Source organism: Sulfitobacter sp. NFXS29, from assembly GCF_040148765.1.
GTDB lineage: Bacteria > Pseudomonadota > Alphaproteobacteria > Rhodobacterales > Rhodobacteraceae > Sulfitobacter.
The window spans coordinates 89236-101306 of sequence record NZ_JAGDED010000001.1; the positions used below are offsets into that span (position 1 = coordinate 89236).

Sequence of the window (12071 nt, forward strand, 5' to 3'; positions counted from 1 at the left end):
GCCCCAGCCAAATCAGGGTTATCCCCTACAGGGGCGAACAAGGTGCTGAAATTAGGGCAGATATTTTCACGATATCATTTCAGGCGGTCGTATGTGCATCCGAAGACATGGTTAATGACCGCCTGTCAGGGTTTCCCCCAATAGACAGAGCGGCGGAAAAAGCCGAGGTTTCAACGGAAAGTAGAGGTGCGCATGAGTTTGGTCGCGGCGTTCACATTGATTGCGCTGTGCGGAATCGTCTTGTCCGGCGTGATGATCGCAAAGCAGGTTGGCGACGCGGTCAACCGGTTTGGCGTGGCTGGCGCGATCGCGGTTTTGTCTCTGTACATCGCCGTGGTGCTGGCGTCTGCGCCGCGCGGCGGGGCCTATAGCGACCCGGTCGAACTGGTCTTTGCGGTCGCCTCATTTGCCGTTCTGGTGGCGCAGGTTTGGCGCGTGATGCGCAACCGACGCAAGCTGCAGGGCAGCGCCAACTCCGATGAGACCCGCAGAAAACTGCCCGATTTACTGAACGATGTTCCGGTACAGGCGGCCTTTCTGACACCGGACATGACCTATGCCTTCGTCAATGATGCCTATAGCGCCTCCTTTGGAAAACCCGCCGACGAGATCGTGGGCAAACACCTGTCGCAGATTGTCCCGCCGGACCTGCTGGAGGAAGTGTCGGACAACCTCGAAAAAGCGCTGGCCGGGCGGCAGGTCACATGGCGTTTTGATTTCTCGCGCCCGGTTCTGGCCCGCTCTCAAGGGGCGGCGATCTACCAGCCCCTGTCCGACCGGGGGCAGGTGGTGGGGGTGCTGGTGATGATAATGGACCGCTCCGCCTCGCAGGACGCGGTGCATGACGCAGAGGTCAGCGCGGCGAAACACGCGCTCGCGGCTGAGGTGGCGGGGGTGGGCTATCTGGAATGGGATCAAGAGGGCGCGCTGGTTGATGTCTCTCCCGAGGTGGAGGCGCTCTTGGGCCGCGATGCGCAGCGCCTACGCGAGATGTGGCAGCAGGGCCAAAGCTTTGTCGAGCCGCGCAGCCGCGCCACGATCCGCAGCAACCTGCATATGGCTGGCAGCCGCCCCCGCGACGTGGTCGAGAATGTAAAGTTTCTGGCCGCCAACGGTCGCCAGATCGAAGCCCGCACCTGCATTCGCCGCTTGAAACGGGGGCGTCAGGTGCATCTTTTGGCCGCGATCCAAGATGTCACGGATCAGCAAAACGTTCTCACCGATCTGGTGGAAAGCGAAACCCGCTTTCGCGATTTCACCGAAAGCGCGACCGATTGGGTCTGGGAGATGGACGCTGATGGGCGGTTCACCTTCCTGTCCGGCGGGGGCCGTCAAACCGATGCGGAAACCCCGATTTTCGCTTTGGGCAAGACCCTCGCCGAGGCCGATCTGGCGCAAAACCAAGGCGATTTCGACCAGCTTCAGCAAAGGTTGGCCGCCCGGGCACCGTTCCGGGACTTGCGGTTGGTTCTGCCCCTCGGGGATGGGCGGGCGCGGCAAATCGACATGTCGGGCAAACCCTTTTTTGACAGCCACGCCCAACTGGCGGGCTATCGCGGCACCTGTTTCGACATGACCGAAATCGCCATGGCCGAGACCGAACGCAAAAGCGCGCTGGAGGCGCTGGCACTGGCCTTTGAGACCATCTCGACCATGGTGGCGCTTTTCGGCAGCAACGACCGCCTAGTCTATTGCAACGAGGAATATCGCGCGACCTACGCCGGGATGGACGGCGACATCATCGGAAAGCACTTTGATGAGTTGCTCGCGCATTTCACGCGGACCGGCACACTGGCCGCGACCGCCGAAGGCAAGGCCCGCTGGAGCGAGCAGCGGCGCGACCGGCGCAACACCCCGGCCAAGTTCTTTCGCGCGCGGTCTTCCAAGGGGCGCTGGTTGGAGGTGACGGATTACCCCGTGGCCGCAGGCGGACTTTTGACCATCGCATCCGACATCACCGACAAGGTCGAGCGCGAAGAGCGGTTGCACCGCCATGAAACGGCGCTGCAACTGCTCAACCGGCGCGAGACATTGGGCCAGATGACCGCTGCCATCGCCCATGAATTGAACCAGCCTTTAGCGGCTATTCACAATTTTGCCGCAGGCTGTGTGTTGCGGGCCAAGAACGACCAGCTTGAGAGAGAGGATATGATCGCCGTGCTCAATAACATGCAAAGCCAATCGGAACGGGCCAGCGCCATCCTGCGGTCCATGTCGAACTATCTGCACAGTGACGATGCCGACCGTCATGCGGTGCGCTTCGACGATATCCTGCGCTCGGTGCAACTGTTGATCCAGCCGGAAAGCTCGGCCACCGGCGTCGCCGTGGAGATCGACGATCAATGCGAGAAGGTCGAGTTGACCTGTGCCCGGATCGAGATTGAGCAGCTTTTGATCAACCTGATCAAGAACGGTATTGATGCCTGCCGGGAGGCGGGCCGCCCTGATGCCGAAGTCTCGGTCTCTGCGCGGCGCGAGGCGGAGGAGATCGTGATCGACGTGGCCGATGCGGGGCGCGGCTTTGCCCCGGACATGCCTGCACAGACGGCCTTCAGCGCCTTCCGCTCGACCAAGGACAAGGGGCTCGGCGTGGGGCTGGCGATTTGTGAAACGATCGTTCTGTCGCATGGGGGGACAATCGCCGTGACGAAATCCGATGCTGAGGGGGCCTGTCTGAGCGTGCGCCTGCCGCTGGAGGTGCAAAAATAAAATGTCAGAAAACGGGATCGTTTACATCGTTGATGATGATGCCGCGGTGCGGGAGTCTCTGGTGTGGTTGCTGGGGTCTGTCGGGCTGCGCGCGATTCCATTTGCGTCGGCGGCCGCGTTCCTCGACAGCTATGAGGACAGTGGCAACTGTTGCCTCGTCAGCGATGTGCGGATGCCGGGGATGAGCGGGCTGGAACTGCAAAAGGCGCTGAATGCGCGGGGGATCAAAGTGCCGCTGATCTTGATGACGGCCTTTGGCGATGTCTCTACCGCCGTGACGGCGATGAAGGCAGGCGCGGTGGATTTCATCGAAAAGCCCTTCAACAATCAAAACATGCTCGACCTCATCAACACCGCCCTTCAGGCCGATGCCGCGCGGCGCAAGAGCGAGGAGGCGGGGGTTGAGAATGCGCAGCTACTGGCCCGGCTCACCCCGCAGGAGCATCGGGTCTTTGAACGGGTGGTGGCGGGGCTCTCGAACCGCGAGATCGGCAGTGAGATGGATATCTCCATCAAAACGGTTGAGGTTCACCGCGCGCGAGTGATGCGCAAGCTTGAGGCGAATTCGGTCGCGGAACTGGTGCGCTTTCATATCCACAATGCGCCGCCCGCCTCAGCCGAAGACAGCGAGCGCGCGTAAAAAGCCCCGGCAGTGCAGGACCACCGGGGCAGGCTGCCCAGCCCCGGCGAGGGTTAAGGGCTGGGGTTTCCCGGCGGCATGAGGGGCGCCGGGAAGGCATGGATCACGCCGGCTTGGGTTCCAGCGTGCCCACGGTCACGTCGAGGGTCTGCTCAGATCCTTTGCGCAGCACGACAACCTCTGCCGCCGTCTCAGGCGTGGTGGTTGCCACCGCGCGGGTCAGGTCGCGCAGATCGTCCACCTCTGTGTCGCCAAAGGACAGGATGATATCACCTTTCTTAAGGCCCGCTTTGGCGGCGGGACTGTCCTCGGAAACCGCTTCGATCACCGCGCCGCGCGGCTCGTCATAGCCAAGCACATTGGCGACCTCGGGGGTCATCTGCCGGATTTGCACACCCAGCCAGCCCCGCTCGACCAAGCCGTCATCGGCAAGATCGGCGACGATGGTCTGCACGAGGTCAGAAGGCACCGAAAAACCGATCCCGACAGAGCCGCCACCCGGCGACAGGATCGCGGTGTTCACACCCACAACTTCGCCATCGTTGTTAAACAGCGGCCCGCCGGAGTTGCCGCGGTTGATCGCCGCGTCGGTTTGGATGAAGTCATCGAACGGCCCGGCCTGAATGTCACGCGACAGGGCCGAAATGATGCCCGAAGTCACGGTGCCGCCAAGACCAAAGGGGTTGCCCACGGCCACGACCTCATCGCCGACCCGCAGGGTCTTGGAGGTGCCGAAGTCCACTTTGGGCAGGTCCACATCAGCGGCGACCTTTAGCAGCGCGATGTCGGTCATCGCGTCGCTGCCCACGACTTCGGCGTCAAAGCTGCGGCCATCGGCGAGCTTCACGGTCACCGTCTCGGCGCCTGCGACGACGTGGTGGTTTGTCACGATCTGACCATCTTCGGAGATGATGAAACCGGACCCCAGACCTTGGCGCGGGGTCGCCTCGGCGCCGGGTTGGTCAGGCAGCATATGTTCAAACCGGCGGCGCAGTTCTTCGGGCATGCCGGGGGGCAGTTGCTGCTGGATCTGCGCGCTTTGCTGTTTCGCGGTCACTTCAATGAAGACCACGGCGGGAGAGACGGCCTCGACCAAGTCGGCATAGCCGCCAGCCGGGACGGCCAGCGCGGCTGTGGGCGCAAGTGCTAGCATTGGGGTCGCGGCGACGGCGGCGCTCAGCGCAAGGGCGGCGGCGCGGGGGGCCTTGGAAAGGGTCTGGTTCATGAGATGCTCCTTGCTGTGCATTCAGTGTTTCTGGACCCCTATCTGGGGCGCGCGTTTTACAGCGTCGTCGCAGGCGCTATACAAATCTGTGAGAATGCAGGCGGCGGGATGCGCGGGCAGCGGAATTGCCTTACCTCTTGGCTGAACCTAGATGAGACCCCGATGAAACTGCTTGTTGTCGAAGACGATACCACCACCAGCACCTATATCGCGCGGGGCCTGCGCGAAGAGGGGCATGCCGTGGATGTGGTGGCCGATGGCCGCGACGGTTTGGTGCAGGCCACCACCGGGCAATATGACGTGCTGATCCTTGATCGGATGCTGCCTGAGTTAGACGGGCTGACGCTATTGAAAACCCTGCGCGGGGCGGGCAATGCCACGCCGGTGTTGCTGCTCACGGCGATGGGCGCGGTGGAGGATCGGATCGACGGGCTGAACGCCGGGGCGGATGATTATCTGGTCAAGCCCTTTGCCTTTGGCGAACTGTCGGCGCGGGTGAATGCGCTGGCGCGTCGCCCGCAGGCGCTGGAGCAGGAAACGACCCTCCGCGCTGGCGACCTGACGATGGACCTGATCAGCCGCCGGGTCACGCGCGCGGGCCAAGAGATTGACCTGCTACCGCGTGAATTTGCTTTGCTAGAGCATCTGCTCCGCCGGAAAGGCCGGGTGCAAACGCGAACCATGCTGCTTGAGGCGGTCTGGGACATCTCCTTTGACCCGATGACCAATGTGGTTGAGACCCACATCAGCCGCCTGCGGGCCAAGGTCGACCGACCCTTTGACAGCGAGTTAATCCAGACCGTGCGCGGCGCGGGCTATAGGATCGACACATGAAGGCGCGGCTGGCAGGGTTGTGGCGTTCCATGCCGCTGCGGTTGGCGCTTTTGCTGGTGCTGCTTTTTACCATCGTCAGCCTGCTTAGCCTTGCGGCCAGCTATGCCGTCACCCAGCGATCGTTTGAACAGGCGATCCGGGCAGATCTCGCGCAAGACATGGCGGGCTTTCGCGCCGCCCCCGGTGCCGCCGCCCTTGCGCGGCTGGTCGAGGCGGAATCGCGCGAGACAGACCCCAACAGGCTGATCCTAAGCTACATCGGCCCTAATGGTCGTATCTATGGCAACGGGGCCATCGCGCGGGATAACGAAGGTTATCACATCGTCTCAATCGGCGCGGCGCGGGCGCAGTATGACGGGGTTTATCTCACGCTCACCGATACGCTTTATGGCGGGCTTTTGACCATCGCGCGCAGCCGGGCCGAGATCACCGCCCTGCGCGAGGTTTTCGTGAATATCTTGCTGGTGAGCCTGTTGCCCACGGTGTTGATCGCGCTTTCGGGCGGGTTGATCCTTGCCCGACGTTCCAAACGGCATGTCGAGGTGATCCGCGCCACGCTGGACCGGCTGACCGCAGGCGATCTGGCGGCAAGGGTATCGCCCGGGCCGCGCTGGTCGGATGACCTGCTGCGCATTGGTGAGGCGGTCAACCAAATGGCCCGGGCGCAGGAAACGTCGGTGGCAGCGCTGCGGCAGGTGTCGCTGGATATCGCCCATGACCTGAAAACCCCGATCCAACGTGTCTCGGTGCATCTGGACGATCTCGACAGGGCCGAGGCCACGGGCGAAAACAGAACCGAACCGCTGGCCCGTGCACGTGCCGAATTGGACGGCATCGCCGCGATCTTTCAATCTCTGCTACAACTCGCGCAGGTGGAGCAGGGCGATGCCCGCGCCCATTTCACCCCCGTCGATCTGACCGCGCTGTGCCGAACCATGGTCGAGCTTTATGAGCCCGCGGCGGGCGAACAGGGCAAGCGCCTGATCTGCACCCTGCCAAAGACGCCTGCCCATGTCACAGGCGACCGTGCATTGCTGGGTCAGATGATCGCCAATCTGATCGAGAATGCCCTGCGCCATTCTGGCGACGCCGAGGCGGTGGACATTTCGCTGGAACAGGCGGCGGGTCAGGTCACACTCAGTGTCGCAGATGGCGGCCCCGGCATTCCGGCGCAGGACCGCGACAAAGTGTTGCAGCGGCTCTACCGGCTTGATCGCAGCCGGGGCACGCCGGGCCATGGGCTGGGGCTGGCGCTGGTCGATGGGGTCGTGAAACTGCACCGGGCAAGGCTGGAACTCATCGACAACGCGCCGGGGCTGCGTGTGGTGGTGACATTCGACAGTTAGGACAAATGCAAACGGCTGCGGCAATTTAGCCTGTGCCTCTCGCTCCCCCCGGTCCTATATAGGTCAGGAAACAACACGCGAGGGCTTCACATGCTCGACGGTTACACCGCCGAAATCCTAGCGCGGGTGCAGTTTGCATTCACGGTTTCGTTCCATATCATCTTCCCGGCTTTCTCGATCGGGTTGGCGAGTTTTCTGGCCGTGCTCAACGCGCTTTGGCTGTGGAAACGCGAAGAGACCTATCTGAAGCTCTTTAACTATTGGAAGAAGATCTTTGCCGTGGCCTTTGGCATGGGGGTCGTCTCGGGCATCGTCATGTCCTACCAGATCGGCACCAACTGGTCGGTTTTTTCTGATAAGGCCGGGCCGGTCGTCGGGCCGCTCATGGCCTATGAGGTGCTTTCGGCCTTCTTTCTTGAAGCCGGTTTCCTTGGCATCATGCTCTTTGGCCGTAAGCGGGTCGGCGATGGGCTGCATATGTTCGCCACAGCACTCGTGGCACTGGGCACGCTCGCTTCTGCCACATGGATCCTGTCGGTCAACAGCTGGATGCAGACCCCTGCGGGCTTTGGCATCAACGACGTGGGGCAATTCGTGCCCGAGGACTGGTGGGCGATCGTGTTCAACCCGTCCTTCCCCTACCGTTTGGTGCATATGGTGCTGGCGGCCTATCTGACCACGGCACTGGTTGTGGGCGCGGTCGGCGGGCTGCATCTGTTGCGTGATCACGCCGACCGGGCCGCGCGGCGGATGTTCTCTATGGCGATGTGGATGCTATTGCTGGTGACCCCGCTGCAGATCTTTGCGGGTGACATGCATGGCCTCAACACACTGGAGCATCAGCCCGCCAAGGTCATGGCGATGGAGGGGCATTACGACAGCCACGATCACGGGGCGCCGCTGATCCTTTTCGGCATCCCGAACCCCGAAGAAAAGCGCATTGATTACGCGATCGAGATCCCCAAGCTGTCTTCACTAATCCTCAAGCACGATCTGAACGCGCCGCTGCCGGGGCTCGATACGATCCCGGATGAGGATGAGCCGCCCGTGGCGATTGTTTTCTGGTCCTTCCGCATCATGATCGCGCTTGGTTTTGCGATGCTGGGGCTGGGTCTTTGGGCCGCACTCGCGCGGCTGCGGGGGCGGCTCTACGACGCGCCGCTGTTGCACCGCCTGGCGCTGCTGATGGGGCCGACCGGCTTTGTCGCGGTGCTGGCGGGCTGGATCACAACCGAGGTCGGGCGGCAGCCCTTCACGGTCTACGGGCTGCTGCGGACCTCTGAAAGCCTTGCGCCGATTGAGGCACCTGCCGTGGCGACCTCGCTGATCGCCTTCATCGTGGTGTACTTTTTCGTCTTCGGCGCGGGCACGTGGTATATCGTGGCGATGATGCGCAAACCAGTTGTGGGTCATGTGCTGGAAGACGAACGCGACGCGGCGCAGAGCGGAGAAGAGGACGGCGACGGGCCGATCCTTGCCGTGGGCGAAGAGGCAGCGGTCAGAGATAAGGGCGAGGATAGCTGAGATGTTTGGACTGGAACTTTCGTTCATCTGGGCCGGGATCATCGCCGGTGCCGTGCTGATCTATGTCATCCTCGACGGGTTCGATCTGGGGGTTGGGCTGCTCTTTCCGATGACCAAGGATGAGGGCGAGCGGAACGTGATGATGAACTCGGTCGCGCCCATCTGGGACGGCAACGAAACGTGGCTGGTGCTGGGCGGCGGCGGTCTGTTCGCCGTTTTCCCACTGGCCTATGCGGTTGTCATGCCCGCGCTTTACATGCCGATCATCCTGATGCTGCTCGGGCTAATCTTTCGCGGCGTGGCGTTTGAGTACCGTTGGCGCACCAAACGGTGGAAGCCCCTGTGGGATATGGCGTTTTTCGGCGGCTCGCTGGTGGCCTCCTTCTGTCAGGGCATCGCCCTTGGGGCGCTGGTGCAGGGGATTGAGATCGAAGGCCGCGCCTATGCGGGCGGCTGGTGGGATTGGCTTACGCCTTTCTCGATCCTGACCGGGGTGGCGGTGACCGTGGGCTATGCTCTGCTGGGGGCCACATGGCTCAACATGAAACTTGAGGGCCGCATTCAGGCCCACATGCGCAGCCTTGCTTGGCCGCTGGCGGTGGCGACTTTGGTCTTCATGGGGATGGTCAGCCTTTGGACGCCTTTCACCGATGCTGTCTATTTCGAGCGGTGGTTCGCGTGGCCCACGGCGCTGTTCAGCGCCTTGGTGCCGCTTTTGGTGGCGCTTGCGGCCTTTGGGATGCTGCGCGGCTTGCAACGCAAGGCGGACATTCAGCCGTTCCTCTGTGCGCAGGCGCTTTTCGTGCTGGGCTTCATTGGCATCGGGATCAGCTTTTACCCGCATATGGTGCCGCCAAGCCTGACCATTGCCGATGCCGCTGCCCCCGATGAAAGCCTGATGTTCGCGCTGGTCGGCACGCTGGTGCTGCTGCCGCTGATCCTCAGCTACACGGCCTATGCCTATTGGGTGTTCCGCGGCAAGATTGACCCAGAAGAGGGCTATCACTGATGGGGAAATGGCTAAAACGCAGCGGCTGGTTCGTGGCGCTTTGGCTGGCCAGCGTGGCGCTGCTGACTGTGGTGGCCTATGGCATCCGACTGGTGATCATGCCCGGCTGACGCAGCGGCGCGGGCGTGGGGTCTTGCCAAGTGCTGCGGCTTCTGGCCTCTTCACGGCCAAAGCAGCACGAAAGGACAACCCGATGCGCGCCATGCAAGTCACCGCCTATGACGAACCGCTCACCCTGCGGGAGCTTGAGATGCCAATGCCGGGGCAGGGCGAGGTGCTGATCCAAGTCGATACCTGCGGGCTGAATTTTGGCGATTTGCTGATCATCAAGGGCACCTATCAGGAAAAGCCGCCGCTGCCGTTCACGCTGGGGATGGAGATGGCGGGCACGATCACCGCCTTGGGCGAAGGGGTTGATCACCTGAAAGTCGGCCAACGCGTGGCAGCCTATACCGGGTTTAACGGGTTGGCCGAATATGCCGCCATTCCAGCAGCAGTCTGCGTGCCGATCCCCGAAGAGATGACCGCCGTGGATGCGGCGGCCTTTCTGATTGCCTACGGCACCAGCCATGTGGCGCTGGACTATAAGGCGCGGTTGCAACCGGGCGAACGGCTGCTGGTGCTGGGCGCGTCGGGCGGCATTGGGCTGACGGCGGTGGAGCTGGGCAAGATGATGGGCGCTGAGGTCATCGCCGTGGCGCGCGGAGCCGACAAGCTGGCGGTCTGCAAAGAGGCCGGCGCAGATCATCTGATCAATTCCGAAACCGACGACATCCGCGCCATCGTCAAGGAATTGGGCGGCGCCGATGTGGTCTATGACCCGGTGGGCGGCGACCAATTCAAAGCCGCCATGCGCGCCTGCAATCCCGAAGCGCGGTTGATCCCCTTGGGCTTTGCCAGTGGTGAGGTGCCGCAGATCCCGGCGAATATCCTGCTGGTTAAGAACCTGAGCGTGTTGGGCTTTTACTGGGGCGGTTATGCCAAGATTAAACCCTCGGTGCTGACCGACAGTTTCGCCGAGCTGATCGAATGGTATGTCGCCGGCAAGCTCAAGCCCCACGTCAGCAACGTCATGCCGCTGGAGCAGGCCAACGAAGCGCTGGCCCTGCTGCGCGACCGCAAGGCAACGGGCAAAGTCGTGGTCGAGGTGGCGGGCTAGGCGCGCCGTCCGCCCTGCAAACGGGTCACGCGCAGCGCCTTTTGGCGCTCGCGTAGGTAAACGAAAAGGCCTGACGCAAGGATCAGCGCGATCCCGACCCAGACCTCCCAAACCGGGAGGTCACCGAAAATCACGAAACCCCAGAACACCGCCAGCGGCAGGCCGATATATTCAAACGGGGCTACGGTGGCCGCATCGCCCAGCCGGTAGGCTTGGCTCAGGCAATAGCCGATCAGCGCCACATTCAGGCCGATGCCGAGGAAGGTGAGGTAATCATCCTGTGCAGGCCAAACCCATGCCCGCAGCAAAAACTCAAGCGATGCACTGCTGTCGCCCGCCACAAAACGGCCATCGCCAGCAACCACGAAAAAGCCAAGCGAAACCACGATAAACACTGCCTGAATATAGACCGACAGAACCGAAGCCTTGGTGCTTACCCCCAGTTTGCGCGTCATCAACTGGTTCAACGCATAGGTCAGCGCCGCTAAAACCGGTAGGAACAGCACCAGTCGTGACGCCTGCAAGGCGTCCCCGCCGGCCCAAGGCCGCTGCATGATGACCACGCCAACAAAGCCGACAACCACCGCACCCATACGCAAAGGACCGACTTTTTCGCCCAGAATAGGGATCGACAGGAGGGTGATAAACAGGGGTGCGGCAAAGAAGAGCGCCGTCGCTTCGGCCAAGGGCAGGGCGGCGATGGCCAAAAAGAACGACATATTTGAAATCACGATGAGCAGCCCGCGCAGCAGGTGCAGCCCCGGCTGGCGGGTCTTGAGTAGATGAAGCCCGCCTTCGAGTTTGACCAAGACCAGCCCCAGCACGATCCCGATGGCCGAACGGGTAAAAACGATCTGATGCAGCGGATAGCCGTCCGATAAGCGTTTGATCAGCATGTCGTTGACCGAGATCGCAGCCACGCCGAGAAGGATCAGCCCGATCGCCAGACCAGCGCGGTTATGGGAGGTAGTTATCATGGCAAAGACCTACCAGCCCGGAGGGAAAGGTCCAGCGCTTTGACATTGGTTTGCACAGAATTACCCGCTAGGCTGGCATGAAACGCCATTGGGAGAGCCAGCAATGCAGATGTCCGACACCCGCCAGATCGCCGCCACTCCGGTCGAGGTCTATGCAGCCCTTCTGGACCCGAAGATGCTGCAAACCTGCGTGCCCGGCGCGCAGGATGTCACAGGCTCGGTCGAAGAGGGCTATGACGCCACGGTGGTGCAAAAGGTCGGCCCGGTGAAGGCGACCTTTAAGGGGCACGTGACGCTCTCCGATTTGGTGCCGAACGAAGCGCTGACCATTACGGGCGAGGGCAAGGGCGGTGCAGCCGGTTTCGCCAAAGGCGGCGCGGAAGTGCGGCTGGCCGAAAAAGACGGCGGGACCGAGCTCAGTTACGATGTCGAGGCCAAAGTCGGTGGCAAGCTGGCGCAGCTTGGCAGCCGGATCATCGACGGTTTTGCCAAGAAAATGGCGGATCAGTTCTTCGACAATCTGCAATCCTCGCTCGAAGGCACGCCGGAAGAGGGCGCTGAGCCCGAACCCCCCGGCGAAGACGCCCCCGCCAAAAAGGGCTGGTTCGGCCGCGCCAAGACCTGAACGCATCTGTTCACCCAGCCCAA

Annotated in this window: 11 protein-coding genes; 9 read left to right on the forward strand and 2 right to left on the reverse strand. The window is 62.2% G+C overall.

Annotated elements, in window-relative coordinates; translation table 11 throughout:
• Nucleotides 1-192: 192 nt before the first annotated feature.
• Nucleotides 193-2709 carry a PAS domain-containing protein gene (locus J3456_RS00450; protein WP_349578434.1) on the forward strand — a complete coding sequence of 839 codons (2517 nt, stop codon included), beginning with the start codon at nucleotides 193-195 and terminating at the stop codon, nucleotides 2707-2709.
• Between the two features lies 1 nt (nucleotide 2710).
• A complete protein-coding gene (locus tag J3456_RS00455; RefSeq protein WP_349578435.1) occupies nucleotides 2711-3349 on the forward strand; it encodes a response regulator transcription factor in 639 nt (212 codons plus the stop codon).
• A 103-nt stretch (nucleotides 3350-3452) separates the two neighbouring features.
• Here the strand turns inward: J3456_RS00455 and J3456_RS00460 are convergent, their stop codons facing one another.
• Nucleotides 3453-4574, reverse strand: coding sequence for a Do family serine endopeptidase (locus J3456_RS00460; protein ID WP_349578436.1), 1122 nt, complete (start codon nucleotides 4572-4574; stop codon nucleotides 3453-3455).
• Nucleotides 4575-4736: 162 nt separating this feature from the next.
• Here J3456_RS00460 and J3456_RS00465 point away from each other — a divergent pair, with 162 nt between their 5' ends.
• The 6 genes from J3456_RS00465 (at nucleotide 4737) to J3456_RS00490 (ending at nucleotide 10446) form a co-directional block, all read left to right on the forward strand.
• A complete protein-coding gene (locus tag J3456_RS00465) occupies nucleotides 4737-5408 on the forward strand; it encodes a response regulator (protein WP_269346974.1) in 672 nt (223 codons plus the stop codon).
• Nucleotides 5405-6754, forward strand: coding sequence for a HAMP domain-containing sensor histidine kinase (locus J3456_RS00470; RefSeq protein WP_259984269.1), 1350 nt, complete (start codon nucleotides 5405-5407; stop codon nucleotides 6752-6754). The genes J3456_RS00465 and J3456_RS00470 overlap by 4 nt, the downstream gene beginning before the upstream one ends.
• Before the next feature lie 90 nt (nucleotides 6755-6844).
• Nucleotides 6845-8278: a cytochrome ubiquinol oxidase subunit I gene (locus tag J3456_RS00475; RefSeq protein ID WP_349578437.1), complete on the forward strand. Its 1434-nt coding sequence runs from the start codon at nucleotides 6845-6847 to the stop codon at nucleotides 8276-8278.
• Between the two features lies 1 nt (nucleotide 8279).
• Nucleotides 8280-9287, forward strand: a complete 1008-nt coding sequence (gene cydB, locus J3456_RS00480) for a cytochrome d ubiquinol oxidase subunit II (protein ID WP_349578438.1) — start codon at nucleotides 8280-8282, stop codon at nucleotides 9285-9287.
• The gene (locus J3456_RS00485; protein ID WP_007118924.1) at nucleotides 9287-9397 is read left to right on the forward strand and encodes a DUF2474 family protein; all 111 of its coding nucleotides are present in this window, start codon (nucleotides 9287-9289) and stop codon (nucleotides 9395-9397) included. Before cydB ends, J3456_RS00485 begins: the two co-directional genes overlap by 1 nt.
• Nucleotides 9398-9480: 83 nt before the next feature.
• The gene (locus J3456_RS00490; protein ID WP_349578439.1) at nucleotides 9481-10446 is read left to right on the forward strand and encodes an NADPH:quinone oxidoreductase family protein; all 966 of its coding nucleotides are present in this window, start codon (nucleotides 9481-9483) and stop codon (nucleotides 10444-10446) included.
• Here the strand turns inward: J3456_RS00490 and J3456_RS00495 are convergent.
• On the reverse strand, nucleotides 10443-11423 hold the full coding sequence (locus J3456_RS00495) for a DMT family transporter (RefSeq protein WP_349578440.1): 981 nt from the start codon (nucleotides 11421-11423) through the stop codon (nucleotides 10443-10445). The two genes, J3456_RS00490 and J3456_RS00495, sit on opposite strands and share 4 nt — an antisense overlap.
• Nucleotides 11424-11526: 103 nt before the next feature.
• Here J3456_RS00495 and J3456_RS00500 point away from each other — a divergent pair, with 103 nt between their 5' ends.
• Nucleotides 11527-12048 (forward strand): SRPBCC family protein, encoded by a 522-nt coding sequence (locus J3456_RS00500; protein ID WP_349578441.1) that lies wholly within the window; start codon nucleotides 11527-11529, stop codon nucleotides 12046-12048.
• Nucleotides 12049-12071 lie beyond the last annotated feature (23 nt).

What these genes read in the sequence shown, in the direction of transcription:
- J3456_RS00485 (WP_007118924.1), top strand. Translation starts at nt 9,287, where the DNA reads ATGGGGAAATGGCTAAAACGCAGCGGCTGGTTCGTGGCGCTTTGGCTG.
- cydB (WP_349578438.1), top strand. Translation starts at nt 8,280, where the DNA reads ATGTTTGGACTGGAACTTTCGTTCATCTGGGCCGGGATCATCGCCGGT.
- J3456_RS00460 (WP_349578436.1), bottom strand. Translation starts at nt 4,574, where the DNA reads ATGAACCAGACCCTTTCCAAGGCCCCCCGCGCCGCCGCCCTTGCGCTG.
- J3456_RS00495 (WP_349578440.1), bottom strand. Translation starts at nt 11,423, where the DNA reads ATGATAACTACCTCCCATAACCGCGCTGGTCTGGCGATCGGGCTGATC.
- J3456_RS00475 (WP_349578437.1), top strand. Translation starts at nt 6,845, where the DNA reads ATGCTCGACGGTTACACCGCCGAAATCCTAGCGCGGGTGCAGTTTGCA.
- J3456_RS00490 (WP_349578439.1), top strand. Translation starts at nt 9,481, where the DNA reads ATGCGCGCCATGCAAGTCACCGCCTATGACGAACCGCTCACCCTGCGG.
- J3456_RS00500 (WP_349578441.1), top strand. Translation starts at nt 11,527, where the DNA reads ATGCAGATGTCCGACACCCGCCAGATCGCCGCCACTCCGGTCGAGGTC.
- J3456_RS00470 (WP_259984269.1), top strand. Translation starts at nt 5,405, where the DNA reads ATGAAGGCGCGGCTGGCAGGGTTGTGGCGTTCCATGCCGCTGCGGTTG.
- J3456_RS00465 (WP_269346974.1), top strand. Translation starts at nt 4,737, where the DNA reads ATGAAACTGCTTGTTGTCGAAGACGATACCACCACCAGCACCTATATC.
- J3456_RS00455 (WP_349578435.1), top strand. Translation starts at nt 2,711, where the DNA reads ATGTCAGAAAACGGGATCGTTTACATCGTTGATGATGATGCCGCGGTG.
- J3456_RS00450 (WP_349578434.1), top strand. Translation starts at nt 193, where the DNA reads ATGAGTTTGGTCGCGGCGTTCACATTGATTGCGCTGTGCGGAATCGTC.